Annotated in this window: 20 protein-coding genes and 1 tRNA gene; 7 read left to right on the top strand and 14 right to left on the bottom strand. The window is 64.3% G+C overall.

The annotated features are described in order from the left end of the window. Nucleotides 1-144: 144 nt before the first annotated feature. Genes IPN92_07515 through IPN92_07500 form a run of 4 tightly spaced genes read right to left on the bottom strand, consistent with a single transcriptional unit; the run spans nt 145 to nt 6,614 of the window. Nucleotides 145-1,638, bottom strand: a complete 1,494-nt coding sequence (locus IPN92_07515) for a hypothetical protein (GenBank protein MBK8638132.1) — start codon at nt 1,636-1,638, stop codon at nt 145-147. An 11-nt stretch (nt 1,639-1,649) separates the two neighbouring features. Further along, entirely contained in the window at nt 1,650-3,668 is a 2,019-nt protein-coding gene (locus IPN92_07510) for a hypothetical protein (protein ID MBK8638131.1), read from the bottom strand. Then, a complete protein-coding gene (locus IPN92_07505) occupies nt 3,665-6,022 on the bottom strand; it encodes a polysaccharide biosynthesis tyrosine autokinase (GenBank protein MBK8638130.1) in 2,358 nt (785 codons plus the stop codon). The genes IPN92_07510 and IPN92_07505 overlap by 4 nt, the downstream gene beginning before the upstream one ends. Before the next feature lies 1 nt (nt 6,023). Then, the gene (locus tag IPN92_07500; GenBank protein MBK8638129.1) at nt 6,024-6,614 is read right to left on the bottom strand and encodes a polysaccharide biosynthesis/export family protein; all 591 of its coding nucleotides are present in this window, start codon (nt 6,612-6,614) and stop codon (nt 6,024-6,026) included. 552 nt (nt 6,615-7,166) lie between these two features. Between IPN92_07500 and IPN92_07495 the strand changes: the two genes are divergently transcribed. Continuing rightward, a complete protein-coding gene (locus tag IPN92_07495) occupies nt 7,167-8,690 on the top strand; it encodes an O-antigen ligase family protein (protein ID MBK8638128.1) in 1,524 nt (507 codons plus the stop codon). A gap of 39 nt (nt 8,691-8,729) precedes the next feature. Continuing rightward, entirely contained in the window at nt 8,730-9,809 is a 1,080-nt protein-coding gene (locus IPN92_07490) for an undecaprenyl-phosphate alpha-N-acetylglucosaminyl 1-phosphate transferase (GenBank protein ID MBK8638127.1), read from the top strand. Nucleotides 9,810-9,929: 120 nt separating this feature from the next. Here IPN92_07490 and IPN92_07485 read toward each other — a convergent pair. The 8 genes from IPN92_07485 to IPN92_07450 all read right to left on the bottom strand — a co-directional run bounded on the left by IPN92_07485 (nt 9,930) and on the right by IPN92_07450 (nt 18,360). Continuing rightward, a tRNA-Lys gene (locus tag IPN92_07485) sits at nt 9,930-10,005 on the bottom strand. Between the two features lie 59 nt (nt 10,006-10,064). After that, the gene (locus IPN92_07480; protein ID MBK8638126.1) at nt 10,065-10,634 is read right to left on the bottom strand and encodes a dCTP deaminase; all 570 of its coding nucleotides are present in this window, start codon (nt 10,632-10,634) and stop codon (nt 10,065-10,067) included. Nucleotides 10,635-10,722: 88 nt separating this feature from the next. Further along, entirely contained in the window at nt 10,723-12,987 is a 2,265-nt protein-coding gene (gene ptsP / locus IPN92_07475; GenBank protein ID MBK8638125.1) for a phosphoenolpyruvate--protein phosphotransferase, read from the bottom strand. Nucleotides 12,988-13,162: 175 nt separating this feature from the next. After that, nucleotides 13,163-13,693: an RNA pyrophosphohydrolase gene (locus IPN92_07470; protein ID MBK8638124.1), complete on the bottom strand. Its 531-nt coding sequence runs from the start codon at nt 13,691-13,693 to the stop codon at nt 13,163-13,165. Nucleotides 13,694-13,863: 170 nt separating this feature from the next. Next, complete coding sequence (locus IPN92_07465; protein ID MBK8638123.1) at nt 13,864-15,291, bottom strand: ABC transporter substrate-binding protein; 1,428 nt, start codon at nt 15,289-15,291, stop codon at nt 13,864-13,866. A gap of 125 nt (nt 15,292-15,416) precedes the next feature. Beyond that, on the bottom strand, nt 15,417-15,884 hold the full coding sequence (locus IPN92_07460) for a CYTH domain-containing protein (GenBank protein ID MBK8638122.1): 468 nt from the start codon (nt 15,882-15,884) through the stop codon (nt 15,417-15,419). A gap of 88 nt (nt 15,885-15,972) precedes the next feature. Then, nucleotides 15,973-17,364 carry a 23S rRNA (uracil(1939)-C(5))-methyltransferase RlmD gene (gene rlmD / locus IPN92_07455; protein MBK8638121.1) on the bottom strand — a complete coding sequence of 464 codons (1,392 nt, stop codon included), beginning with the start codon at nt 17,362-17,364 and terminating at the stop codon, nt 15,973-15,975. Nucleotides 17,365-17,433: 69 nt separating this feature from the next. Continuing rightward, the gene (locus tag IPN92_07450; protein ID MBK8638120.1) at nt 17,434-18,360 is read right to left on the bottom strand and encodes an NAD(P)H-binding protein; all 927 of its coding nucleotides are present in this window, start codon (nt 18,358-18,360) and stop codon (nt 17,434-17,436) included. Nucleotides 18,361-19,019: 659 nt separating this feature from the next. On the opposite strand from IPN92_07450, the gene IPN92_07445 reads away from it, so the two are divergent. Further along, the gene (locus IPN92_07445) at nt 19,020-19,286 is read left to right on the top strand and encodes a DUF4160 domain-containing protein (protein MBK8638119.1); all 267 of its coding nucleotides are present in this window, start codon (nt 19,020-19,022) and stop codon (nt 19,284-19,286) included. Between the two features lie 8 nt (nt 19,287-19,294). Then, nucleotides 19,295-19,630, top strand: coding sequence for a DUF2442 domain-containing protein (locus tag IPN92_07440; protein ID MBK8638118.1), 336 nt, complete (start codon nt 19,295-19,297; stop codon nt 19,628-19,630). Here IPN92_07440 and IPN92_07435 read toward each other — a convergent pair. After that, nucleotides 19,552-20,994 carry a deoxyribodipyrimidine photo-lyase gene (locus IPN92_07435; GenBank protein MBK8638117.1) on the bottom strand — a complete coding sequence of 481 codons (1,443 nt, stop codon included), beginning with the start codon at nt 20,992-20,994 and terminating at the stop codon, nt 19,552-19,554. The two genes, IPN92_07440 and IPN92_07435, sit on opposite strands and share 79 nt — an antisense overlap. 49 nt (nt 20,995-21,043) lie before the next feature. Beyond that, nucleotides 21,044-22,030, bottom strand: coding sequence for a MerR family transcriptional regulator (locus tag IPN92_07430; GenBank protein MBK8638116.1), 987 nt, complete (start codon nt 22,028-22,030; stop codon nt 21,044-21,046). A gap of 184 nt (nt 22,031-22,214) precedes the next feature. Between IPN92_07430 and IPN92_07425 the strand changes: the two genes are divergently transcribed. From IPN92_07425 to IPN92_07415, 3 genes are all read left to right on the top strand, one after another. After that, nucleotides 22,215-23,495 carry a methyltransferase domain-containing protein gene (locus IPN92_07425; GenBank protein ID MBK8638115.1) on the top strand — a complete coding sequence of 427 codons (1,281 nt, stop codon included), beginning with the start codon at nt 22,215-22,217 and terminating at the stop codon, nt 23,493-23,495. Nucleotides 23,496-23,516: 21 nt separating this feature from the next. Then, nucleotides 23,517-24,587, top strand: coding sequence for a ferrochelatase (locus IPN92_07420; GenBank protein ID MBK8638114.1), 1,071 nt, complete (start codon nt 23,517-23,519; stop codon nt 24,585-24,587). Nucleotides 24,588-24,661: 74 nt separating this feature from the next. Next, a complete protein-coding gene (locus IPN92_07415; protein MBK8638113.1) occupies nt 24,662-26,329 on the top strand; it encodes an alpha-keto acid decarboxylase family protein in 1,668 nt (555 codons plus the stop codon). Nucleotides 26,330-26,339 lie beyond the last annotated feature (10 nt).

Raw genomic sequence — 26,339 nt, 5'->3', positions numbered from 1 at the left:
GTCCGATAGCTAAAAAAATCCAGTTATTGGCATATTAGATATGCCGTAACCCCCTGTCAACGGCTTCCTTGCATTCCGCACCTGAGCTCGATGCCCAGGGGCGTCAACGTGAGGTTGGCCCCTAACCCCCGAAAAGGATTCTTTTTATTGGCCGGACCCACCCGGCTCTTCGCCTTTATCGACCAGAGGTGAATTTGGGGCCTCGGCATTGCCGAGGCCTTGATCCAGGGTCCGATCATCCTGGGCATCCTTGGATGCAGGCACCTGGCTATCTTGCTCGGGCGACCCCTCCTGGCCCATGGCATTCGCATCGGACTCGGACCCCGGTCCGGTATCGCGACCCCGTGCCAGGCCGTCCGCTCGCGCGGCGGCCGTCAGGCCGATCGTACGGCGAATGGCCAGGCCGTCGAACCAGATTTCACCGCCGACCCGCTGTTCCAGGCCCTGCCTACCCGCGGATTCCAGCCGAACTTCCTGGAGCTGGCAGCCCTCGGGCACCTCGAAATCCATCTTGAAACCGCGCCACTTCTCCGAACCCAGGAAGCGCTCACTCTCCCCCAATACGGCCTGACGTGGTCGGAGACACCGTAAGGTCCACCGCAGTCCCCCCTGGCTAGTCAGGCTGTCTAGCAGGACCTTGCCGGACAGACGATAGGTGCCGGGTTCGAGGTAGATGGCCTGATGGAGGTGCTGGAAGCGACCCTCCTGATTGCGAAATATCAGTTGCAGCGCCCGCTCGCCCGCAACACCGACGGCCGCCGCGGTCCTGGCCACTACCTGGCGATGGGGGCTCCATTGCCAGTCGAAGACCTCCTTGCCCAGAGGCAATTCAAAGCTACCGTTATGCAGCAACCCCATCTGGTTACGATCCTCGGCGGAGAGGCCATTGACCCAGGTCAGATAGGCCTCGGTGATCAGGGACTCCTTGAGCAGGCGCTGGATGTAAGCCTGGCGCTCCTCCGGCGTCACCGGAGTGCGGGAGGTCAGGGCGCGCAGGCCATAGGCAAAGCGCACCGCCTCGACATTCAAGGCCCGCCGCGCCAACCGCTGGAAGAAGGCGGGCCACCAGGAGGGTGGGTTTTGAGCCAGGGGCTTGAGGGCCATACGGACCTCGGGGTCCTCGGCGAAGCGCACGAAGATATCCAGCAGGTCCTGATTGGGTTCGGGCCAGGCTTCGAGGGCTAGGGAGAGGTGTTGCAATCCCCGCTCCAATTGGCCGCGATTGAGCCAGAATACGGCAGCGCTCCGGTGGATCGCGTGGTTAACGGGTTCGAGTTTTACCGCCGCCTCCACCAAGGCATCGGCTCGCTCCACTTCGCCCCTGGCCAGGGCCAGATCCGCCAGGGCCATGAGGGGCCGGGCGCGGGTCGGGTTCTGGCGATAGGCCTGGACAAGCTGGACCTCGGCGCCAGCCCCATCGGTTGGGCGCTGGTCGATAGCCTCCTGATAGAGCGCATCCGCTTGCCCCGGCATGAGGCCGAGGACACGCTGGGCCGCCGCCTTATCCCCCTTCCGAAGCTGTTCCAGGGCATGGTCCGCCAGCCCGGAGACAACAATCCGCCAGGCCAGAAATCCGGCGATGAGGATGATCAGCACCCGCCAGGCGAGCACCCCGGCACCCGTCTTCGTAACTCCCATCCCGTTAATATTCAATTAATTTTATGCTCCATCCCGGAAATCTTGTAACCACCCGCCACGGGCAGGAGTTCGAAGCGAATGGTACCGGTGGCATTCCACCAGGCCTCCTCGGAGTTCTGCCGGGTCTTCAACGCCAGGCTCCCCCTACCCACCAGCCGCCCATCCTTGCCCGCTTGCCAGTTCAGGCCCTTGATCTGGAGTTGACGATAGGGGTACTGGGCAAAGAAGGCGGCATAATCGCCACGAATGAAGGCCTTGCCCCGGCCTCCGGACACCTGGGCATCGGCCGTGAAGAGACTCACGAGACCTTCAAGGTCGCCCTGCCCATAGACATGGGTCAGACGAGCGACGACATTGTTGGGGTCGGCCACCGGAGGAGCCGGCTTCGATTCCGCCTCGCGGCGGCGGTCGGCTTCCGCCACCACGCGGGCCTGCTCGCCGCGGGCCTGCTCGGCTGCTTGTCGCTCCAGGGCCTTTTGCTCCGCCTGGGCGCGAGCCTCGGCCTCGGCGGCCTTACGCTGCTGACGTTTCGCCTCCGCCAATTCGGCCTGACGTTCAGCCTCCCGGCTTTTGGCCTCCGTCTTTTCGCGCTGGGCTTGTTCCGCCTTCAGTCTTTCCAGGGCCTGACGCTCCGCCTTGAGGCGGGTCTCGGCCTCGGCGGCCTCCCGCTGCCGGCGCTGCGTCTCCGCCATAGCCACCTGGCGCTCCGCCTCTTGCTGTTTGGCCAGCTCCTGTTCGCGCCGGGCCTGCTCGGCCTTTTGCCGCTCCAGGACCTCGCGCTCGGCCTTGAGGCGGGCCTCGGCTTCGACGGCCAGCAGCAGTTTGCGCTCGGCCTCCACTAATGCGGCCCCTTGTTCGGCCTCCCAGGCACTGGCCCCCCCGCCCTCCTGCCGTGACAGCTTGCCGCGCTGCTGCTCCAAAGCCTCTCGTTCCGCTTGGAGCCGGGCCTCGGCCTCCGCCACCTGGCGCTCTTGACGCTCCGCCTCCGCCAAGGCCACCCGACGACGCGCATCCAGACGTTGGGCCTCCTCCTGCCTTTGCCGGGCCTGTTCAACCTGTTGACGAGCGAGTTCCTCGCGCTCCGCCACCATGCGGGCCATTTCCTCGGCGATTTCTCCCTGCCGAAGCTCCATGGCCGCCAGGCGATCACCCTCCGGCCCCACCAATCCCGTAACCGAGGTGCGTTGCGGTGGGGAGACCAGGGGGCTCGCCGAGGGGGACAAGACCTCGGCATCGAGGGGCTGGATCAATGCCGGCTTCCCGTCGGACGTCTTGAGAGCCGTTCCCTGGAGATAGTAAGGTTGACGTTCGGTTGCCGTCTCCTGGGCGGCTCGGTTGGGCGACATCTGGAGATGCGGGTTGGCGGGCGACATCAGGCTCACCAGAATGAACACGGCCACGCCCACGATTAAACCCAGGGCGGCCACCAGCAGGGACCGCCGGGTCAGGCGACGCCATTGCCCCCGTTTGACCCTGGGGGCCTGACCCGAGTCAAGGCGTTGCTGCGGCTGAAAAAACCGCCTGAGTTCATCGCTGGCGACGCCCGACGACTGGCATTCCTCGGTCTCGGCATCGGCCTCCAGGTCGTCCTCCATCGCCGCCGCATCCCCGCGCAGGGTATGGTAGGCATGATTGAGGCGCGCCGCGTAATCCGTGTCCAGGTCGCCCATACGGGCCTGGCGATCCGGGTGGAAAAGCCGGATCAGAAGTTGATAGTGCTGACGGACCCGGGCTGGCGGGGCCTCCGCCTCGAAGCCGAGCATGCGCCAGGGCGAGGCCCCCGGCGCCAGGAGGACCTGACGGACCAGGAAGCGCGCGGCCGCGAGTATTTCCTCCGGACTCGCGCCTAGGGCCGCCGCCGTGGCCGGGAGGTGCCGGGGGACCAGTGCCACGCCGAAGGCCGGCACCAGGGCGGCAAAACCCGTGGGCAGGGGTTGGCGGGAATCGGTGAGGCGCGGATAACGCAAAGGCTCCCGGTAGTAGGCCAGCGCCAGTTCGATCAGCACCGCCTCCATGGCTATGTGCCTCAAGCCCCCGCCTTGTCCGGCAGGGCCTCGGCGCCGGACTTGTTGCCGTAGGCATAGGTGTAGTGATAGTCGTAGCTATAACCATAGCCGTAGCCGTAACCGCCCCCAGGCCGGCCAGCCATGGTCATGATGCCCCCGATGACATGGGCATTGGCGCCCCGCAGGCGCTTGACGGCCCCCTCCATAGCCCCGGCCCGGGTCTCGCCGGTATGAATGGCGAAGATGGTGGCCGTCGCCAGATTGGCCAGGACTAGGGCATCGGCCAACCCGATCACCGGCGGCCCATCGATGATCACATAGTCGAACCGCTCGACGGCCAGATGCAGGAGATCCAGCATTTTCGGGCTGGAGAGGAGTTCCACCGGGTTGGGTGGTAGGGGACCGCTGGTAATGGTAAAGAGGCGGGCCACCTCGGTCGGCCGCGCGATTTTGGCCGGCTCGATGTCCCCGGCCAGGAAGTTGGTCAGGCCCTCGGTGTTGGCCAGACCAAAGGTGCGATGCAGGGAGGGGTTACGCAGATCGGCATCGATGAGCAGCACCTTGCCGCCCGCCTGGGCGAAGACGATGGCCATGACCACCGCCGAGGTGGTCTTGCCCTCCGATGGGGAGGCACTGGTGAAGTGGCAGATACGCGGAGCGCCCTCGGAGGTGGAAAAGAGCAGGGAGGTACGCAGGGAGCGGGCCGCCTCGGCCAGGGGGCTCTTGGGGTCGCGATTCACCAGCAAGGCCAGCGTTTCACCCTCCAGACCATACTCCTCCCCGGCGGCCATGGGCATGAGGCCAAGTACGGGCACACCGAGACGCCGCTCCGCGTCTTCGCTGGTCTTGATGCTGTCGTCCAGGGTCTCGAGCAGATAGGCCAGGCCCACGCCCAGCAGCAGGCCGAGCACCAGGGCGATCGCCAGATTCTTGGACAGGCTGGGCTTATAGGGTCCTCTCGGAACCTCTGCGGCATCTACCACCGAGACGTTGTTAGTGCCAATGCCGGCGGTCACGCCGACCTCCTTCAGGCGCTGCAGGAGGCCCTCGTAGAGTTCGCGATTGGTCTCGACCTCGCGCTTGAGGGTCTGGTGGTCGGTACTGCGATCCTGGAGTGTCAGAACCTCCTCTTTGATCTCGGCGATGCGCTGGTTGAGCTTGGCTTCCTCGAGTTGGCGGGTCTCGAACTTCAGGCGGATGCTGCCGGCGATGGCGGCGACCTCCTTGGCGATGGTCTTGTCGATGTCCGCGATCTGCCGCTGGATCTGCTGCATCTTGGGGTAGCCGGGCTTATAGACCTCCAGGTTCTGCTCGTATTCAGCCTGCAACTCGGCGCGGCGCCCCTTCAACTTCTCGATGGCCGCGCTGTCAAGTAGGCCGGCGACCCCGGGGTTATCGGCCTTGGTCAGGCCCAGGTAGGCGGCCTCGGCTTCGATGCGGGCGGCCTCGGCCTTGACCAGGGAGGTAGTCATCTCCTGGAGCCGGGCCATGAGGGTCGAGAGTCGGTTTTCCGAATCGATAATCTCGCGCTCGCGGGAGTACTGCACCAGGCGCTTTTCGGAATCCTCCAGGGTAACGCGCGCCTGCTGCAACTGTTCCTGCAGGAAGCGAGTGGCGTAGGAGGAGGCTTCGAAGCGGCGCTCCAGGTTCATGTTGATGAAATTATTGGCGATGGCGTTGGGAACCGCCGCCGCCTCGGCGGGACGGGGGCTCTCGTAGGAAATTTTCACCAGCCGGGAGTTACGGACCGGCTCGATGTTCAGATTGGCCAGGAGGGCGGTCTCCTGGGACGCTGGTGGTGGCAACTCCGGCTCGGCATGACCGGGGTCCGCGGACATCTTGGTTTCGGCCCCCAGGATGCCGGCCAGCCAGACCTGGAGGGAGCTGGCAAGGTTTCCCAGGAAGGAATTACTATCTCCCGCGGTCTTTTTCCAGGCCTGGGGCTCCAGGCCAAGCTGGTCGATGACCCGCCGCGCCAGGTTGCGACTCTTCAAGAGTTCGTATTGGGTTTGGTAAAAATCCTGGCCGGACCGAGCGTCCTCATCCGGTGTGACATCCTTGTAATTCACGACCTGCCCCTCCTGGCGTTCGATTTGCAGGAGCAGGGTGCCTCGGTAAATGGGCGTAGCGGTGAAGGTATAAATAAGGCCGATCAGCACCACCAGGGCCGCGGCCAGCAAGACGGTGCCCTTGCGCCGCAGGAGAATGCCCCACAGGTGGCGCAGATCAATGAAGTCTTCTTCGTCAGGGGTGGCGGTCGCCACCGCAGGGACCTGCGGATAGGGGCGGGGTATCAAGGCCCGCTGGCCCGGCCGAGCCAGAGGACCAGCAGGCGGCGGGGCCTCGGCGGGAACAGGGGGCTGATTGCTATCACTCATGCTAAAAGGCCACCGGAGCCAGGGCGAGTTTGCCAAAGAGGCGATCAAAAAAGACCATGGTCCCGGACTGCACGACATGGACCGTGTCGCCGCCAATCAAGGGAGGATTGCCCAACGAGCCCTCTTCAATCTCGCCTATGTCAATGATATAAGCCCTAATTCCCGCCGGCTCTGTTTTACGGAAGAGAACCACCTCGTCCTTGGCCGTACCCTTGACGCCACGCGCCAAGGCGATAGCCTCCATCAGGGTCATCTGCCCCTTGAGGGGGAAGACGCCGGGGGCGCCCACATCCCCGACCACCGTGACCTTGAGGCTGGCGGATTCCTCGACGAAGAGGTTGACTTGTGGATTTTGAAGGTAATTTTCCGAAAGCTTGCGGGTAATGAGTTGCTCCGCCTCTTCTTGAGTCAGCCCCGCAACCTTGACGGCACCGATGAGAGGGAGAAAAATCTCCCCACTCGCCATGACCCTTTCCTTCGTGGACATCTCCGGAGCCTGGAAGACCGCGAGTTGCAACAGATCACCTTCGCTGATCCGGGGAATGGCGGCGGGGCCCGGGTCCGGAGGCAAGCCCTGGACGGTGGGAACCACCTTGGCACTCGCGGTTGAGGCACCTGACGACGACCCCTCATTCCCCATGCCGGTCACCCCCCCCGAGGATTTACAGCCTTGAATGACAAGGAGGATAGCCGCACAGGCGATCGTACGGACCAACGTAATCTTCATGGCATCTGTTCCGGTGGGTTGGGGTTCCGCGCAAGTTTAAGGCCCCGAAGAGCCCTAACCGCTCGCGAGCATAACAATCATTCGAATGTTTCGTAAAGCACCAACAGCGCTTGATGAAAATAATCTCCAGGGACAAGGTGCATAACGTACAGTAAAGACGATGGAAAATTCCAAAAATGTCGTATTTGGTCGCGAACAACCCCCTGTTCAGGCCTCGGAAACCAGAGTAGGCTACGGAAAACACTAGGTGGAAGGATGTCCAGTCCCAAGGTGCCGCAGCGGCGCGGGTGTCTTCCCCCTATTGGTTTTGCCACCCTTATTCACTTAGCTTATTGATTTTATTAAAATTAGACACCCTGTTTCTAACACGCCAATACTTTTTATCGAACGTCCCCAGCCTCAGGCACACCCAGACCCATGACAGCATCCTCTCCCTTTCATGCCTCCCCGCGCGCACGGGCGCTGTTCGGTCTCCTGATCATCACCCTGCTTTTCGCGCCCCTCTTCCGCGCTGGCTTGGCCCCCCTCCCCCTGCTGGCGCTGGAACTCCTGGCGGTCTCCCTGCTGGGTTTAGCCCTGTGGAACCCCGGAAAAATATCGGTCAATTCCATGGAAATCATAACCTTGGGATTGATTTTGCTCTTGCCTCTACTCTATCTGGTTTATCTGCCCGCCGGGGTTCTCGACGGCGTACCCGGACAGGGCGCCTATCGCGCCAACCTGGGATTGGTATCCGGAGAGAGTCTGGACGGCGCCCTGACACTGGTCGCCCTCCAGACCCAAACGAGTTGGCTGGTGCTCCTGATTCCCATCGCCGTCTACCTGGCCACCCGCTCCCTGGGCGAGCAGAGTCAGCTACGCCTCATTAGCCTGCTGCTGGCCATCGCGGCCTTTCAGGCCACCCTCGCCCTGGTCCAGTTCGGCGCCAGCCAGGGCGGACTGCTACTGTTCGGCTTCGACCCCTCGGGCAGCGGCGCGGCCGGAACCTTTCCCAACCGCAACCATCTCGCCGGGCTCCTGGTGATGACGCTGCCGATTGCCCTGGCCTTACTCCTTTATTATCTCGGCCGTGATCGCGGCGATCGCAAAAGCGGCTGGCGCCGGAAGGTGTCCTTTCTGGCCTCTCTGCGCGGCCACACGGCCCTGGTTTACGGTGCCCTGGCCATCTTGCTGGTGCTCGGCATCATCTTCACCCGTTCCCGCACCGGCATCGCCCTCGCCATGCTCGGTATCCTCCTGACGACCCTCCTCTTCTCGCGGCGCATTGGCGGCGACAATGTGTACGGTCCCACCGGCACCCTGGTGGCCATCGTCGTCGGCATCGGGGTCAGCATTGGCCTGGCACCGGTCCTGGACCGCTTTTCCTTCGGGGGGGCCCTCGAGGACGCCCGCTGGACCATTTCCGCCGCCGCCATCGAAGGGCTCGGGACCTTCCTGCCCTTCGGCAGCGGGCCGGGAACCTTCCCCACGGTCTTTCCGGCCTTCCAGCCGCTGGAGTTGGGACCCTGGTTCATTAACCGTGCCCACAACGATTACGTCGAATGGGTCTTTGATGGCGGCATCCCGGCCGCCCTGCTGATCCTCCTGCTCCTTGGCCTCTACCTCTTCCAGTGGACGCGTATCTACAGTCGCGATACCTGGTCCAGGTATCGCTTCGTCCAGGTTGCCGCGGGTATTGGCCTGCTGATGCTGTTGATCCATGAATTCTTCGACTACAACCTGCACACCCCGGCCATCATGGTCGTCTTCGCCCTGCTGGCGGGTGTCTTCTTTTCGGAGGCGGATCAGACTGACAGCGCCCCTGGCCGGCGCCGGCACAAACGCCGGACACCCCACCTGTCCGGGGCGGCCTCCGGGGTCGAAACTCTGGCAGCCAAACCCCACCCCGCCGGGCCGGCCGCAGACCAGATCGCCAACCCCTTCCTGGACGACCCTTCATGACCCAGTCACCCCTTTCCCAACCGAGCCGGAGGCCACCTCATGTCTGAAGGATTAGGCCTCGCTAGCGGCATGGCCTTCGGCGTCACGGTGGTGCTGCTGTGGGTGCTAAGCCCCATTGCCACCCGTATCGGCCTGGTGGACCGCCCGGGTGGTCGTAAGCATCACGCCAAACCCACCCCCCTGATTGGCGGTATCGCCATCGTCACTGCCTTTTTTCTGGCCGCCCTCGCCTCTGGCCTGCCGTTGTCGCCCTTTCGCGCCTTTTTCGGTGGGGCGCTCATCCTGGTGATGGTGGGGGTGTTGGACGACTTAAGGGAACTCTCGCCCAGGTCGCGGATCCTGGCTCAACTGGGGGCCGGTTGCCTGATGGCGGTGGGGGCCGGCGTGGTCGTCACGGACCTCGGCTATCTCTTCGGTCCTGATTGGCTGGTGGTTCTGGGGTTGATGGCGATTCCCTTCACGCTTTTCGCCGCGACCGGGATAATGAATGCCATCAACATGAGCGACGGAGTCGATGGCCTCTCGGCCTCCCTGGCGCTGATCGCCCTCTCAGCCCTGGTGCTGATCGCGAATATGAGCGGACAGGACCACCAAGCCAGCCTGCTGGCCCCGCTGATCGCCACCCTGCTCGCCTTTCTGGTCTTCAATCTGCGCCCCCGGGGCCAGGCCTTGGTCTTCATGGGCGATGCCGGCAGCCTGTTCCTGGGGTTCGCGCTTTGCTGGTTCCTGATCCATTTCTCTCAGGGACCGGACCGGCTCATGGCGCCCGTGACGGCCCTCTGGCTCATCGCCCTCCCCCTAATTGATACCCTGGTCATCATGGGACGGCGGATCGCCAAGGGACAATCGCCCTTCCGCGCCGATCGCCAGCACTGCCATCACATTCTGCTCGCCGCCGGTTTCTCGCCCAAACAGGCCTTGGGGATCATACTGCTGGTAGCCCTGGCGATCGCCGGCATTGGTCTGGCGGGTCATGTTCATAGCGTCCCCGAGCACCTGATGTTCTTGGGTTTTATGGCCATCTTGGGCCTTTATGCCTGGATGATCAACCGTGCCTGGCAACTCAAGCGCTTTTTGGGTCGGGCCCTGATCCATCAAACCGCCAAGGCGGTATCCTGAGGGCCATTTCCGCTGTGGGGGATGTAGGGAACCCATCGGAGAAGGCGCGGAAAGGCGAACGCCCACTTTCCGCCGCACCGAAAAATGAAGGCCGCAAAGGCGGCCTAAGTGTTTGAAAAATGGTGCGCCCTGCGGGGCTCGAACCCACGACCACCTGATTAAAAGTCAGATGCTCTACCAACTGAGCTAAGGGCGCGAAAGAAGTGGAATTATAGGCTAACCCGCGGTCTTTTTGAAACTTTGGTTACGCCCTGCCTAAGGTCTTGGCAGGGTCACCCCCCGCTGGCCCTGATACTTGCCGCCGCGATCGCGGTAGGAGGTCTCGCAGCCCTCGTCGGATTCGAAAAAGAGAAGTTGGGCCACGCCTTCGTTGGCGTAGATCTTAGCTGGCAGCGGGGTAGTATTGGAGAACTCCAGGGTGACGTGGCCTTCCCATTCGGGTTCCAGGGGGGTGACGTTGACGATAATCCCGCAGCGGGCATAGGTGCTCTTGCCCAGGCAAATGACCAGGACGTCGCGGGGGATGCGCAGATACTCGACAGTGCGGGCCAGGGCGAAGGAGTTCGGGGGGATCATGCAGACATCGGATTTAAGATCTACGAAGCTATTGGCGTCGAAGTTTTTGGGATCGACGATCGCGGAATTGATATTGGTGAAGATCTTGAACTCATCGGCGCAGCGGATATCGTAGCCATAGCTGGAGGTGCCGTAGGAAATGAGACGGTCGCCGGCGGGGGATTCCCGCACCTGACCGGGCTCGAAGGGCTCGATCATGCCCATTTCCGCGACCATGCGGCGAATCCAGCGGTCGGCTTTGATGGCCATGGGGGCTAACTCTCCATAAAGGCCGCGGCGCCGGGCGGCAAGGTGATAGCGCCTTGGCGGCCCTGTCAGCCGCCCCTTGACCCCAACGTCACTTCCCAGGCCGCACCAGACCGATCAGCCCGACCTCTTCCAGGGCCTCCATCATCAACCGCCTCACACAGCCCGCATCCTCGCATTGACGAGCAATCTCCAGCAATTCACGCGACTTGGCGCGGCTGAAGTTGCGCACCACCCATTTGACGCGTAACAGACTGCCAGCGCTCATGCTCAGGGCATGCACGCCCATGCCAATAAGGAGCGGCACGGCCAAGGGATTACCGGCCATCTCGCCACAGATGCTGACCTCGCGATGATGGGCGCGGGCGCCGGCCACCACCAGTTCCAGGGCCTTGAGGACGGCGGGGTGGAGTTCATCGAAGAGCTTAGCGACGTGAGAATTATTGCGATCCACCGCCAAGAGGTACTGGGTGAGGTCATTGGTGCCCACGGAGAGAAAATCGACCCGACGCGCGAGGGCGTCGATCAGATAGACCGCCGCGGGCACTTCGATCATGACGCCCAATGGCGGCATCTCGATCTCGTGACCATCTTCCAGCAACTCGTCGCGGGCCCGACGAATCAGGCGCTTGGCCTCGTCCACCTCCCCAACCGAGCTGATCATGGGCAGCAGCAGGTGCAGGTTGCCCAGGCCCAGGTTAGCACGCAGCATGGCGCGGACCTGAGTGAGGAAGATATCCGGGTGGTCCAGGGTAATGCGAATACCTCGCCAGCCCAGAAAGGGATTGGACTCCTCGATGGGGAAATAGGGCAAGGGCTTGTCGCCGCCGATGTCGAGGGTGCGGATGGTCACCGGGCGGGGGTGGAAGGTTTCCAGCACCTGCCGGTAATTGCTGTACTGCGACGCCTCCCCGGGGAAACGGTCCCGCACCAGGAAGGGCAACTCGGTTCGATATAGGCCAATGCCGTCGGCCTGCTCGATACCGATGGGGCGATTTTCCGATACCAGGCCGCTGTTCAGAAAGAGTGGCACGGTATAGCCGTCGGGGGTCTCCGAGGGCAGGGGCCGCAAATTTTCCAACTCGTTGGTGAGGGCCAGGTCGTCATCGCGCAGACGTTGATATTCCGCCCGCACCACCGGACCGGGGGCAAGATAGACGCGGCCACGGTAGCCATCCACCACCACCTCCTTGCCCTCCAGGCGACCCACCGGCAAATCGGCCACGCCCATGGCCACGGGTACGCCCAGGCCGCGGGCGAGGATGGCGATGTGGGAGGAACTGGAGCCCTTGATCGACACAATGCCCGCCAAAGATTCACGGGGCACGGCGGCCAGCTGCATGGCGCTGATCTCCTCACCCACCAGGATGGTCTCCGGGCCATAGGTGACATGCCGGGGTTCCACATTCTGCAGGTGCATCAGAATACGCCGGCCCAGGTCGCGGACATCCGAGGCGCGTTCGCGCAGATAGGGGTCATCCATGGCCTGGAAGACGCGCGCATGCTCGGCGATAACGTGGCGCAGGGCGCCTGGGGCCCAGTTGCCGGCCCGGATTTGCTCCACCGTGCCATCCAGCAAAATATCGCTCTCCAACATGAGGCGCCAGGCATCGAAGATGGCGCGATCCTCCGGGCGCAGGGACCGAGCGGAACGCTTGGCGAAATGGTCGATCTCACGCACCACGGCGGCGACAGCCTCGCGGAAGGCCGCCTCCTCATGGGCGGGGTCCTGCGCCACACGGTCGGGTACCGCATCCAGATCCGCCAGGGGATAGACCACAACCGCCGTGCCAATGGCGATGCCGGGCGAGGCCGCCAGGCCCTGGAGAAAACGATTGGGCAGGTCCTCCGCCCCCTGCAGGCGGGCCAACTCGCCACTGGCGCGGGCATGGGTAATGGCCCCCGCCAGTTGCGAGGCGATGGTGACCACCAGGGTGACTTCGTCATCCCCGAAGCGGCGCGCCTCGCGGTGGCGCAGGACCAGGACCCCCAGCACCCGACGGTTCTGGATGATGGGCACGCCCAGGAAGCCCCGATAGCGTTTCTCGCCCGTCTCATGGATGAACAGGTATCGGGGGTGGGTGGAGGCGTCATCCAGATTCACCAGTTCGGCGCGCTCGCTGACCAGACCGATCAGGCCCCGGTTTAGCGGCAGTCGCACCCGTCCGACCGCGGAGCGGTTGAGGCCGTCGGTGGCCTGCAGCACCTGCTCGCGCTTGTCAAAGTCACTGAGATAGACGGAGCAGACATCGGCACCGACGGTCTTCTTGACCCGGCGAACGATGATGGCCAGGGCCTTTTCGAGATCGGGGGCCTCGTTGACCTCTTGGACGATACGAAGAAGTTGCTCCAGCATGAAAACAGCATCCGGGGAAAAGGGTCCGTGACGGGGAAATTAGTCAAGGGCGATGGCGTGGTGGGCCGCGCGCTCCAAGCCTGGCTAATCCGTGGATAATTCACATCTCAATGCGTGAGTGCTCTTGACGAAGACATACGGCCCGGTGAGGGCTCACGCCAACACCCCTCAGCAGTTACAGCAAGGGATTCTGGTCTAGCCGGGACAAGGGCCAATGCCGCTCGGGTACCCCTTCCGGATAGAGGAGGGGGCTTAACTCATCAAGCGCCTGTTCGTAAACGTGGCGCTTGAAATAGACCACCTCGCGCAGGGGCTGCCAGTAACGCACCCAGCGCCAGCCATCGAATTCCGGCTTACGGCACCGGTCGAGGCAGAAGGCATCCTCGCCGCAATCCACCCGCAGCAGGAACCAGCGCTGCTTCTGCCCAATGCAGACGGGGCCGCAATGGTGGCGGATAAAGCGCTTGGGGAGGCGATAGCGCAACCAGCCCCGGGTGCTGCCCAGCAGGGTCACCTGATGGCGCTGGAGCCCAACCTCCTCCTCCAGTTCGCGAAACATGGCATCCAGCGGGGATTCCTCGGTGCGAATGCCACCCTGGGGAAACTGCCAGGCATTCTGACCAATACGCCGGCCCCAGAACAACTGGCGCTCGGCGTTGCACAGAATGATGCCCACGTTTGGGCGAAAACCTTCCGGATCGATCACGGTGGCTACCCTGGCTGAAGTTGCTCCAATTGTCCATGGAATCCGCAACCTGAGCAACCGCCATGGGGGCGGGACGTTCCGGAATGCAAAATCTCCGCCATCCGGGTACTTGCTGGCAACCGCGACGGCTAGCGCGACCCCGCCAAAACGGCATGGGGCGACAAGTCGGGCTATTTCACCCCAGCCCGCGGGAGGGTCTCTCCGGCCAGTTCGACCGCCATTAGGGCGTCATAGTTGCCATCCGGCGCCAGTTGGTAGCCCCGAACCTCGCGGCGGGCCGCGTAAAACTGGTCCTCGTACCAGAGGGGGATATAGGGCAGGTCCGCGAGGATGAGGGCCTGGACCTGGCGATAAAGCACCGCCTGCCGCCCCAGGTCCGGCTCGGCATGGGCGGTCTCGATCAGGCGATCAACCTCTGGGTTGCGGTAACGCCCCCGATTGGCCCCCTCCGGCGGCGCCGAGGCACTATGGAAGACGTAGCGGAAGATGTTCGGGGTGCGGATGCCGACCCAGGTCAGGCCATAGAGCTGAAAACGACCGGCCTTGATGTCGCCAAAGAAGGTCCCCCAGTCGTAGCTCTGGATGCGCGCCTCGATGCCCACCCGCGCCAACTGGGCCTGGATGATGGTGGCGAAGCGGATGCGAAAGGGGTCGCTGGAGGTCTTGTAGCTCAGGTGCAGGGGCCGTTCCGGACCATAGCCGACCTCCGCCAGCAAGGCGCGGGCACGGTCCGGGTCAAAGATGGGGGAGGGGAGATCCCGGCTGGCGGCCCAGTGTTCCGGCGGGAACAGGCCTGTCGCCAGGCGGCCGTCGCCCTGGAGGAGGTAGCGCAGGATCTCATCGCGGTCGATAGCGTGCGCCAGGGCCTGACGCACCTGAGGCAGCCCCGTCACCGGGTCCTCCAAATTGAAGCCGAGATAGGAGAAATTGACCCCGGGCGCCCGTTCCACCCGGACCTCGTCCCGACCGCGCAGAAAGCCGATCAACTCCGGCGAGAGGTCGTTCTGCAACAGATCGATCTCGCCGCGCAGCAGCTTCATGACCCGGACATTGGGGTCCTTGACCGCCAGCAGTTCCAGGACTTGCCCATCCCGCTGGCGCCTCAGGACCAGCCGGCCTGGCTGGGGCCAGGATTCGAAGCGCAGGGGCCCGCTGCCCACCGGCGCCTCCGCAAAGGGATGACCGGATTGGATCAGGGCCGCCGGCAGGATGCCCATGCCCAGATAGGCGGGAAAGAGGGGATCGGGCTCGCGTAGATGGAAGTCCAGAAGATCCGGTCCCTCGGTGGTGATCTCGGCGATGGTCGCCAGAGTAGCCCGGTGGGGGGAGGCGGTCGCCGGGTCCCGCACCGAGTCAAAGGTGGCCTTGACGTCCGCGCTGGTCAAGCGGCTACCGTCGCTGAAGTCTCGCCCCTCCGCCCCCAGGGTGAAGCGGTAATGGGTGGGCGACAGCGCGTCCCAGCGCGCCAGTTCGGGCGAGGGTAGGGACTCGGAGTCGAAGGTCGTCAGTCGGCGATAGAGGAGGCGATTGACCCGCTCGGAGGTGGCATCGGTGGCCAGCCGCGGGTCCAGGTTACGGGGGGGGCCGGCCAGGCCCATGCGGATGGGGAGGTCGCCGGCCTCGCACCCGCAGCCAACCACCGCCAGGACCAGCAGGCAGGCCAGCCCAGGACGGGGCGGCGGCGCATGGCCGCGACCCCTGGCGAGCCGCCGCCAGAACGATATCACCAACGCCGATAGGGATTCTTGGCCAGATTGACGTTGAAGTAGCGGGTATCATCCGAAACCTCCTGGCCCGCCCAATCGGGCATGACAAAGGCCTCGTCTTCCGCCGACAACTCGATCTCCGCCATCACCAGACCCGCGTTCTCGCCGGCGAAGACATCCAGCTCCCAGACATGCCCATTGAGGGGGATGCGGTGGCGGACCTTGTCGATGGGTGGCAGGACCGCCAGATCGCGGAGCATCTCCTCCGCATCCACCACCGGGATGGGGTATTCGTATTCACTGCGCGTCACGCCCCGCGACTCCCCCTTGATGGTCAGAAAGGCCTGATCGCCCTTGACCCTGACCCGCACCGTCACCTCCGGGCTACTGGCGAGATAACCCTGCATGATGTGGGACTCGGAGGCCACCTGGCCACGCCAGGCATCGCCTTCGACCAGAAACTTGCGCTCTATTTCAACGGGCATGATTCAGACAAACTCCGGATGTTGTGGATGGAGGTGAAGAAAAGGGACGGCTACCACCAAGACCGTCGCCGGCCTGCTGGTGTCGGCATCAGGGCCGCTCGAACACCGCCATGGACTCCAGATGGGCGGTGTGCGGGAACATATCCATGGCCCCCGCCTCCAGCAGGCGATAGCCGAGGCCCTTCACCAGGCGCTCGGCGTCGCGGGCCAGGGTGGCGGGAAAACAGGAGACATAGACCAGCCGCCGGACGCCCAAGGCTGGCAGATAATCCAGAACTTGCAGGGCGCCGGCCCGGGGCGGGTCCAGCAGGGCCTTGTCGAAACGGTCGCCAGCCCAGGGCATGGCGACGTTGGCGCTATAAAGGTCGGCGACCTGAAAAGTCGCGTTCTCGATGCCGTTAGCCTGGGCATTGCGCCGGGCGCGCTCAACCAGGCCGGCGTCACCCTCCACACCCACGACCCCACCCGCGCGCCGCGCCAGGGGCAGGGTAAAATTGCCCAGACCACAGAAGAGATCCAGCACCCGTTCCTCGGGACCTGGGTCGAGGAGGTCCACCGCCCGCCGCACCATGAGGCGGTTCAGTTCCAGATTGACCTGGGTGAAGTCGGAGGGCTCGAAGTGGATCTGGACCCCGAAGTCCGGCAGGCGGTAATGCAGATCGACCGCCTGGCCCGGCAGGGGGCGGATGGTCTCGAGGCCGCCGTCCTGAAGATAGACCCGCACCTCATGCGCGGCGGCAAAGGTCTCCAAACGCGCCAGGTCCGCCGCGGAGGGGGCCGCCAGCACCCGAAACACCAGGACACAGGGCCCCTCGCCCTTGGCGATCTCGATCTGCGGCACCTGGTCGCGGATGCTCAGCCCGTCCACCAGTTCGGCCAGGGCCTGGATCCGCTCACCCACATCCGGGTGCAGTACCTCGCAACGCGTCAAGTCGGCGAGAAAGCCCGAGCCCCGCTCACGAAAGCCCACCAGGGTTTTACCCTTCTTGGCCACATAGCGGACCCCCACCCGCGCCTTGCGGCGATAGCCCCAATGCCCCGCCGCCAAGGGTGGCAGCCAGCGCTCCGGCGCGACCCCGCCGATGCGACGCAGCACATCCGCCAGGATCTCCTGCTTCATGGCAATCTGGGCCTCCGGGGCCTGATGTTGCAGGCTGCAACCGCCGCAGACCCCAAAGTGGGAACAGAGGGGTGTCACGCGCTGGGGCGAGGGCTCCAGCACCTCCACCACCCGACCCTCGTCGAAATGGCGCTGCAGCCGGGTGTAGCGGAAGCGAACCCGCTCCCCCGCTAGGGCGCCATCGACAAAGACGGCCTTGCCCTCGACCCGGGCCAGCCCCCGGCCCTCGTGGGTCAGGGACTCGATCATTACCTCGACGGGTTCCGCCGGCAGGGGTTTGCGTTTCGATTTCGACAAGGTCGCTCCAACCCCTCTCCAGGGTGTCTGCCGGGGCACACCCCAGGGTACGCCGCCGATCATTGGTGAAATTAAAGGAGGCCGGCGGCACGCCCCGCGAATCGCCGCCATGACCCAGATCGCCGGCAGCTGTCAGTTTTCTTTCAGATATTCCAGGCTGGCGACGGTGAAGGCCTGGGGCTGGATGCCTAACAGGGGGTAGGCGCTCGCCTCCGCGCAGACATTGCCTTCCAGCAGCATGGTGATCTGGTCCCGCGTGATGGGAAACCAGGGGAAGCGATCGAACAAAGCGGCGGCCGTCTTGACCCCCAGGGCGGGCGCCGGCAGCATCATTTTGTGCTTACCCACCGCGGCGGCGATGGTCTCCAGAATCTCCCGCCAGCTTTTCGGTTCCGGCCCGCACAGTTCGAAGGTACGACCCTCGGTCTCCGGCTTGGCGAGGGCCCGGACGTAGGCCTGAGCCACGTCCTCCACCGCCACGGGGGCGAGCTGGAAACTACCAGCCCCCATGGGCAAGAGGCCCGGGTAGAAGAGCGGCGCCGGGAGCGGAGTATCGATGATGTCCCGGCGCAACTGGGTACAGAACTCCATCCGCCCCTGGGGCCTGCCGAAGATGACGGAGGGCCGGAAGATGGTCCAGCGCAAACCCGAGGCCTTGACCGCCTCCTCCGCCCGAAACTTGGTGCTTTGGTAGGCGGTACCATCCGGCTTGACGCCATTGGCGCTCATGAGCAGGAAGCGCCCGACGCCCTTCAGGTTGCAGGCCGAGAGGGTCAGGGCGACGCCACGCGACTGGAGCCCCTCGAAACTGATCCCACGGGATGGAAATTCCCGCAGTAATCCAATCAAATAGATGACGGCGTCGGCGCCCGTGACGCACTGGGTCACCGCCCCCAGGTCCTCCACATCGCCCAAGACCACCTCGCAGCGATCCAGCGGTAGGCCCTGCCCGCTCTCGGGTTTACGCATCAAGAGGCGCGGCACATGTCCGGCAGCGATCAGCGCCGGGACGATATGGGAGCCGACAAATCCGGTGCCACCGATCAGGCTGACTTTCATTTTCTTGATTCTCCGGTCTGTTGACCTGGACTGGGACCACGCCAGGTTGTCTCAATATTTTAGGATGGATGGGGGCGTTTCACACCTGCCAGCCCCATCCCCAGCCGGGTCACGGGGCGGCATCCTTGCCAGATATCCCGGTGAACTGGCCAAGGCCAGATCCGCCGACCTCCGGGAACTGAATAGTAGCAGCATGAACCGGGATTATTGGGGTCTGGTCAGAGGAATTTCGCGGAATCCTAACAAATACCTCGGCCGGCCAAGGAGTCGCGCGACCGAAAATCGACACCTTCATCGGCTATCCCTGTCCGAAGTGCTACTCGAACGGCTGAGGGTGACCGCACCCCCGGGCCCACGCGTTACCGGGCTAGGGCGACGAAGTTGGCGGGACGCCGCCGAACTTCGGGTCTAGGGAGCGTGAGGGAGAGGCCAGGCGCGCGGGCGGCAATTCCGCTTGCCCAGTGCCGGGAAAAGCGTTTAAGTTTGCTTGGGAGAAGCGGGAACATCCGAAGAACCGAGTGCGGGAAACCCCCAGGTCCGGGCCTGCGCTAGAGCGCCGGGGAACCGACGTCCCTATGGCAGAGGTAATCTCGTACCCTACCTGCCGCAACCTTAAGGTTCGGTTATATTTGACTCATTATCCAGCTTGAGAATTGGTCATGCCGATAATATCGATGTTTTACGGAATCATCATCAAGATGTACCTTCTTGATAATATTCAGCATAATTTACCCCATATTCATGCCAAGTATGCCGAATACGAGGCTTCCATGGACATAGCGGATGGGGAGGTTTTAGCAGGCGAGTTACCGAGGAAGCAACTCCGTCTCGTACAGGCTTGGATCGAGCTTCACAGAGATGAATTGATGGCTGATTGGGAGTTGGCTATTAACGAGGAAAAGCCTTACAAAATTGCGCCGCTATGAGGTGATCTATGTATTGGGACGCCACGGTTGTCCGGCCTCTTGAAGATTTTCGAATTTATGTTGAGCTTCAGGATGGTAGAAAAGGAATATTCGATATGAAGCCTTATCTTAATAAAGGTATATTTAAAGAGCTGAAGAGCATCAATTACTTCAATCAAGTTTACATTTCATTTGGGGCGGTGACATGGCCAAATGAACAAGATATAGCCCCCGAGAGGCTACTATCCGAGTTAAAGATCCTTGAGTGGGAGAGTTCCACGGCGGATCACGCACTCTTTAGGGTACCCAGTGCCCCCAAAGCCCTACGGCGGGCGAAATCATGTACCACCAAAGGCTCGGGGTAGTCCACCCCGAGGCGGACGCCGGCGGCGGCGAGGCTGGCCGGGTTGGCGGCGAAGGGGGCGTAAATATCCTTATCGGACAAGCGGCGCAATTCCGGCAGCCAGCGGCGGGCATAGTCACCGCCGGGGTCGAATTTCTGACCCTGGAGGACGGGGTTAAAGATCCGGAAATAGGGGGCGGCATCGGCGCCGCAGCCGGCGACCCATTGCCAACCGCCGGCATTATTGGCGAGATCCGCGTCCACCAGGGTGTCCCAGAACCAGTCCTGGCCCTGTTGCCAGGGCACCAGCAGGTGCTTGACCAGGAAGGAGGCGGCAACCATGCGCACCCGGTTGTGCATCCAGCCGGTGTGCCAGAGTTCCCGCATGCCGGCATCGACTAGGGGATAGCCGGTCTGCCCCCGGGTCCAGGCCCTGAAGGCCTCACCGTCTTCGCGCCAGGGAAAATCCGCGAAACGCGGGTTGAAGGGCTGCTCCGGGAGTTGGGGCCAGTGATGGAGCAGATGATGACAGAAGTCGCGCCAGCCCAGTTCCCGCAGGAAGGCGTCGCCGCCCCGAGTGGTGGCGGCCAGGGTGGCCTGTACCCCGCGCACAGCCTGCCAGACCTGGCGCGGCGAGATCTCGCCAAAGTGCAGATGGGGGGAGAGTCGGGAGGTACCCGACCGGCCCGGCTGGTCGCGGCCCTCGGCATAGCCCCGCAGGGCCTCCTCGCAAAAGGTCTCCAGGCGCCAGCCGGCGCCGGCCTCTCCCGGCCGCCACTGCTCCCGCAGGCCGACGGCCCAGTCGGGCGTCCCAGGCAAAAGCGGGAGGCTCTCCAGCGCCAAACCGGTAACCTCGGGTGGGGGTGGTGCCAGACGGGCGGGGGCGGGCAACGGGGCCTCCGGCTCCGGGAGCCGCAGGCAGGCCTTCCAGAAGGGGGTGAAGACCCGGAAGGGGTCCCCCGCACCGGTACGGACCTGCTCAGGCTCCTGGAGCAGGCGGCCGCGAAAACGCCGTATCTCCAGGCTCTCGCCCAGTTCCCGCCAGAGGCGCTCCTCCAGGGCCGCCTGGGCGGGCTCATGGCTGCGGTGGAAATAGAGGGCCCGGGCCTGATGCTGGCGGGCCAGGGTGGTGATGACCTCCAGGCTGTCGCCACTCCGGATGACCAGGCGGCTGCCCAGTCCCTCCAGATCCGCGGTCAGGGCGGCCAGGCTGTGATGCAGCCACCAGCGACTGGCACCGCCGGGCCGCCATCTCCCCGGGTTCGCCTCGTCGAGGATATAGAGGGGGATGATGGGGGCGCCACTCGCCACCGCCGCCAGAAGGGGGGCGTGGTCGGCAAGGCGCAAATCGTCGCGATACCAAAGGATGACGGGAGGCGCTGACATGGGACTCCTGGATGTCCGAGGGTGCTGAAAACCTAAATCGCCGCGTCGCCTAGGGCGACCCCAGGCATTCGCCCAGGCGCCGCAGCGCCAGGTCGAAATCCGTGCCCAGGACCCGGGCGCCGGCCGCCTGGATATGCTGGGGCCAGAGATCCGCGGCGGCACCGCCCACCAGGACGGGCACGGACGTCAAGGCGACCAGGGTCGCGACTTGTCGCGCCAGGGTCTCCGGCTCGGCCCGGGCGGAAAGAGAGAGGACCACCGCCCGCCCGGCGGCAATGTGAACGGCGGCGGCAATCTCCGCCTCGGGGACATCGGCCCCGAGCATGACCAGGCGGTAGCCCTGACCGGCGGCGATCAGGGCGAACTGGAGCAGCCCCAGTTCATGATGCTCCCCGGACGGGCAGGCGGCAACCAGGCGGGGCCCCTGGGACAGGGCGTTCAGATGATGGAAGCGGGCTCCCAGCTTATTACGCAGGAAATTCGAGAAGAAGTGCTCCCGGGCGATGCTGGCCTCCTGGTCGGGCCATTCGGCGCCCAGGCGCTCCAACAGCGGGCGGGTGAGGTGCCGGGAAACCTGGTCAATCGGATAAAGCGACAGGGCGTCGCTATAAATGGCCTCCAAGGCAGCGGCGTCGAAGCGGCGCGTCCCTTCCAGCATGGCCTGCAGATAGCGCGGCCAGGGATCCCCAGCCGGACTCCTGTCCTGGGGGGGAGCCTCCGCCAGACTCAGCCTGACCCGGGTCGGCGCGGCCACGGCGTCCTCGCGGGTCACGGGCTCCAGGAGCAAGCCAGCTTGCCCCACCGCCACCCCCCGATCGAGTAGCGCCAGGACCTGCCGGATACGCTCCACCTCGGCCTCGGTATAGAGCCGATGGCCCTTGTCGGTGCGGGTAGGGCTGATCAGACGGTGACGCCGCTCCCAAGCCCGCAGGGTCACCGCCGGGACACCCGTGAGGCGGGAGACGGTGCGGATCGGATAGAGACCCTGCCGGAGCCCCTCCCGCTCGCCGTTCTCGCCCACCAAGCCCTCACTCATAATCCTTTCCTGTTCCAGCCTTTGACCCATTGGGGCCTCAGCCCCGGTGGATAGGCACGCCCAGCCAACCCCTGTCACCCCGGCGAGAAATATGATCGCCGGGAGGGCTTGCCGTGACGCGCCAAATTGTTATACCATAATTATACAATATTTGTACAAACCTGATACGCGATAGGTAGCCGCCATGATCAGCCTGAACCACCTTGCGTTACCCCCGTTCGAAAGCGGCCAGATTGCCGAGCGCGCGCTTGAGCGCGTGGCGCCGGGGGCACTGATGGAGTTGGAACTGGACCTCCAGTTCGAGACCGGCGACGTGACCTGCCGTGACAGCCGCGTCATCCGCAAGTCCAACCTCTGGCGAGATTACTTTCCTGGCGCCCTGGACAGGGTACTCATGGGACTCCCGGTTGGCGAACGGGTCGAGGCCGTCTTCGGGCCCGGCACCCTCACGGATTATCAGGAGGGGGAATGTTTCACCGCCCCCCGCGCTGCCTTCCGCACCCGCAAGATCGCGCGCCGCGACCTGGAGCCGCGCCTGGGGCGTTTCTATCCCCGGGGCTTCATGGCCGGCCAGCGGGGGCTCTTTTCCGAGGACCGCCGGCCCTTACGGGTCACGGGACTGTCGGAGCAGCGGATCGGCATCGACAGCCGCCATCCTCTGGCGGCGGTACCCGTGCGGCTCGGGGTCAGGGTCCTGGGTAGCTGGCAGGCCGGCGAGGAGCATGGCGGCATCTGTAACGATATCGCCCTGCTCGCGGCGGGCGAAGGACCCGGGATGCAACTGCCCCTGCCCGCCGGGACCAGTGATTTCTGGTATCCCGAGGCCCTGGGCCGCCTGGATAGCCGCATGGACGAGGTCTTCTACGAACGCACCCGCCTGGTCCACCACCTTGACAGTCATTGCCGCGACCAAATCGAGCGGCTCTACGGCTCGCTGATCCCCCCGGGGGGCCAAGTCCTGGACCTCATGTCGAGCTGGGTCTCCCATCTGGATCGCCTCGATCCCTCCTGCCAGGTCACGGGGCTGGGCATGAACCGCGCCGAACTGGAGGCCAACCCGCGCCTGGCCGAGCGGGTCATCCGGGACCTGAACCAGGAGCCGAGCCTGCCCTTCGCCAAGGCCCAATTCGACGCCGTGGTCTGCACCGCTTCCTTCGAATATCTGACCCAACCCCAGCGGATGGTGGCGGAGATCGCCCGGGTGTTGAAGCCAGGCGGTTACTGTATCATTACCTTTTCCGATCGCTGGTTTCCAACCAAGGCCATCCAGGTCTGGACCGAGATTCATCCCTTCGAACGCCTGGGATACGTCCTGGCCAGCCTGATGAGAGATGAGCGCCTGGACCACTTCAATACCTTCAGCCGCCGCGGCTTGCCCCGGCCCGAGGACGATGCCCGCGCCGGCGAGCTGGAGCTGTCCGATCCCCTCTTCGCGGCTTGGGCCCGGCGCCGACCTGAGCATTAATCCCCTGGAGTCCCAACCGTGATGAAATACCTCTCGGAGCCCGATTACCCCCATGACCAGGTGGCCAGCACCGGCATACTGCTGGCTAATCTGGGCACCCCGGATGGTCCGGATCGGGTCTCGGTGCGGCGCTACCTGAAGGAGTTCCTCTGGGACCCCCGCGTCGTGGAGATGTCCAGGCCTCTCTGGTGGCTGATTCTGAACGGTATCATTCTCAACACCCGCCCTCGGCGATCGGCCCACGCCTACGCCAGCGTCTGGAGCGAGCAGGGTTCGCCCCTACTGGCCATCTCCCGGGCGCAGCACCAGCGACTGGCCGAGGCCCTGGGCCCGGATATCCGGGTGGAACTGGCCATGCGCTACGGCAACCCCTCCATCGCCAAGGGTCTGGAGGCCCTGCGCCGGGCCGGGGCGCGGCGCATCCTGGTGCTGCCGCTGTATCCCCAATACTCGGGCAGCACCACCGCCAGTGTCTTCGACGCCGTGACCGCCCGGCTCCGCGGCTGGCGCTGGATACCGGAACTGCGCTTCGTGAACCAATATCACGACGATGCCGGCTACATCCAGGCCCTGGCGGATTCGGTACAGGCCTTTCAGGAGGCCCATGGCCGTCCGGAGCGGCTCATCATGTCCTTCCATGGCCTGCCCCAGGCCTACTTTGACGCGGGTGATCCCTATTACTGCCACTGTCAGAAGACCGCGCGGCTCCTGGCCGAAAGCCTGAACCTGACGGCCCATGATTACGCCGTCACCTTCCAGAGTCGTCTGGGGGTCAAGGCCTGGCTCAAGCCCTACACAGACGAGAGCCTGAAAGCCCTGCCCGCCCAGGGCATCCGCCGCGTCCAGGTGGTATGCCCCGGCTTCAGCGCCGACTGTCTGGAGACCCTGGAGGAGGTCGCCATGGAAAACCGCGACCATTTCCTGGCGGCGGGTGGCGTATCTTACCAGTACATCCCCTGCCTCAATGACGGCGCGGGGCACATCCGCTTCCTGCGCGATCTGATCGAGCGACACCTCCAGGGCTGGGAGCGGGTTACCGGCGGCGACCCCGCCACCCTGGCCCGGGCCCAAGCCCTGGGTGCCAAACACTAGGATTGGCCCCTGGTTGCCCCTCATATTTTGATCACTAACACCCGCCCTCCATCCCTAACCCCCGAAGCCCTGACATGACCGCGCCCGCCGCCCCCTTTACGGTTTCCGATTACCTCATCCAACGACTCCAGGAGATCGGGATCGAACACGCCTTCGGGGTGCCCGGCGACTACACCCTCGACTTTCTCGATCACCTGGTGACCAGCCCCATCGCCTGGGTTGGCAACTGCAATGAACTGAACGCGGGCTACGCCGCCGATGGCTACGCCCGGGTCAAGGGCGCGGGATTGGCGGTCGTCACCTATGCCGTGGGCGGCTTCAGCATCCTGAACGCGGTGGCGGGGGCCTACGCGGAGCATGTCCCCCTGGTCATCATCAGCGGCGCCCCGGCCATGGCCCGACGCCAGAGCGGCGCCCTGGTCCACCACCTGGCGGGAGACCACGAAATGCAGCTCGCCATCTACCGCAAACTGACGGTGGACTGTGCCCTGCTCTCCGGCCCCCAATCGGCCCCGGACGACATCGACCGGGTTCTGACCCAGTGCCTGTCCTGGAAGCGGCCTGTCTATCTGGAATTGCCCATGGACGTGGCGCAAATGCCCTGCCGGCGGCCGGCGCCCATCTCTTTCCAGGTCGAGAAGATCTCCGAACCCCTGACCCTGGATGAGTGCGTGGCGGAGGTGGTGGCGCATCTGGACAAGGCGAAGAATCCGGCGATCCTGGTGGGCACCGAGATCGCCCGCTTTGGTTTAGGCACGGCGGTGCTGCAACTGATCGAGCGGATTGAACTGCCCTACGCCATGACTGTCAGTGCCAAGGGCTGCCTGCCGGAGTTGCATCCCCAGTGCTTGGGTATTTATCAAGGGGGCATGAGCCGCCCCGAGACCCGCGCCCAGATCGAGGAGTCCGACTGTCTGATCGAACTCGGCGTCTGGCTCACCGACTGGGACACGGGCCTCTACACCTCCAAGCTGGCCCAGCCAGGCTTGGTACGCGCCAACCTCGACCAGGTGCGTATCGGCCAGCACCTTTACCCGGGGGTCCAGTTGGCGGACCTGGTCCAGGGCCTGGCGGAGCGAGCGCACCCCCGCCGCTTTCTCGACTCCCACCCGGTCCGCCCCAGCGCCCAGGTCCTCTCCTATGTGGCGGAGGCCGACCAGCCCCTGTCCGCGGGGCGATTCTATCAGCGGGTGGAACAGTTCCTGGACGACTCCATGATCCTGGTCTCCGATATTGGCGACGTCATCTGCGCCGTGGGCGAGATGCACATCGAGGAGGCCGACAACTTCCTGACCCAGGCCTATTACATGTCCATCGGTTACGCCACGCCCGCCGCCCTGGGCGTCTCCCTGGCGCGACCGGACAAGCGACCCGTGGTCCTGGTGGGCGATGGCGCCTTTCAGATGACGGCCCAGGAGGTCTCGACCCTGCTGCGCCAGGGCTGCCGGCCCATCATCCTGCTGGTCAACAACGACGGCTACCTGATCGAGCGCTATCTGCACCAGGATCAGATCTACAACGACCTGCAGCCTTGGCGTTACGCGGAACTGCCCTATATTTTCGGGGATGGCGCCATCAGCTTCCTGGTGAGCACCGAGGGCGAACTGGAGGAGGCCCTGACGGAGGCCCTGGCCAGCCCCAACTTCCTGATTTTGATCGAGGTCTGCGTCGGCCGGGACGCCTCTGACGCCCTCAAGCGCATTGGTGCCACTTATCAGAAAAGCTATCGCAAGGCGAGTTAAGGAGTCCGAG

It is taken from the genome of Chromatiaceae bacterium (assembly GCA_016714645.1).
GTDB lineage: Bacteria > Pseudomonadota > Gammaproteobacteria > Chromatiales > Chromatiaceae > M0108.
The sequence above is the reverse complement of the archived record's forward strand: the minus strand, read 5'-3'. Positions and strand labels throughout refer to the sequence as shown.

What these genes read in the sequence shown, in the direction of transcription:
- IPN92_07515 (MBK8638132.1), bottom strand. Translation starts at nt 1,638, where the DNA reads ATGGGAGTTACGAAGACGGGTGCCGGGGTGCTCGCCTGGCGGGTGCTG.
- IPN92_07505 (MBK8638130.1), bottom strand. Translation starts at nt 6,022, where the DNA reads ATGAGTGATAGCAATCAGCCCCCTGTTCCCGCCGAGGCCCCGCCGCCT.
- IPN92_07495 (MBK8638128.1), top strand. Translation starts at nt 7,167, where the DNA reads ATGACAGCATCCTCTCCCTTTCATGCCTCCCCGCGCGCACGGGCGCTG.
- IPN92_07490 (MBK8638127.1), top strand. Translation starts at nt 8,730, where the DNA reads ATGTCTGAAGGATTAGGCCTCGCTAGCGGCATGGCCTTCGGCGTCACG.
- IPN92_07480 (MBK8638126.1), bottom strand. Translation starts at nt 10,634, where the DNA reads ATGGCCATCAAAGCCGACCGCTGGATTCGCCGCATGGTCGCGGAAATG.
- ptsP (MBK8638125.1), bottom strand. Translation starts at nt 12,987, where the DNA reads ATGCTGGAGCAACTTCTTCGTATCGTCCAAGAGGTCAACGAGGCCCCC.
- IPN92_07465 (MBK8638123.1), bottom strand. Translation starts at nt 15,291, where the DNA reads ATGGGCCTGGCCGGCCCCCCCCGTAACCTGGACCCGCGGCTGGCCACC.
- IPN92_07460 (MBK8638122.1), bottom strand. Translation starts at nt 15,884, where the DNA reads ATGCCCGTTGAAATAGAGCGCAAGTTTCTGGTCGAAGGCGATGCCTGG.
- rlmD (MBK8638121.1), bottom strand. Translation starts at nt 17,364, where the DNA reads ATGATCGGCGGCGTACCCTGGGGTGTGCCCCGGCAGACACCCTGGAGA.
- IPN92_07450 (MBK8638120.1), bottom strand. Translation starts at nt 18,360, where the DNA reads ATGAAAGTCAGCCTGATCGGTGGCACCGGATTTGTCGGCTCCCATATC.
- IPN92_07445 (MBK8638119.1), top strand. Translation starts at nt 19,020, where the DNA reads ATGCCGATAATATCGATGTTTTACGGAATCATCATCAAGATGTACCTT.
- IPN92_07440 (MBK8638118.1), top strand. Translation starts at nt 19,295, where the DNA reads ATGTATTGGGACGCCACGGTTGTCCGGCCTCTTGAAGATTTTCGAATT.
- IPN92_07435 (MBK8638117.1), bottom strand. Translation starts at nt 20,994, where the DNA reads ATGTCAGCGCCTCCCGTCATCCTTTGGTATCGCGACGATTTGCGCCTT.
- IPN92_07430 (MBK8638116.1), bottom strand. Translation starts at nt 22,030, where the DNA reads ATGAGTGAGGGCTTGGTGGGCGAGAACGGCGAGCGGGAGGGGCTCCGG.
- IPN92_07425 (MBK8638115.1), top strand. Translation starts at nt 22,215, where the DNA reads ATGATCAGCCTGAACCACCTTGCGTTACCCCCGTTCGAAAGCGGCCAG.
- IPN92_07420 (MBK8638114.1), top strand. Translation starts at nt 23,517, where the DNA reads ATGAAATACCTCTCGGAGCCCGATTACCCCCATGACCAGGTGGCCAGC.
- IPN92_07415 (MBK8638113.1), top strand. Translation starts at nt 24,662, where the DNA reads ATGACCGCGCCCGCCGCCCCCTTTACGGTTTCCGATTACCTCATCCAA.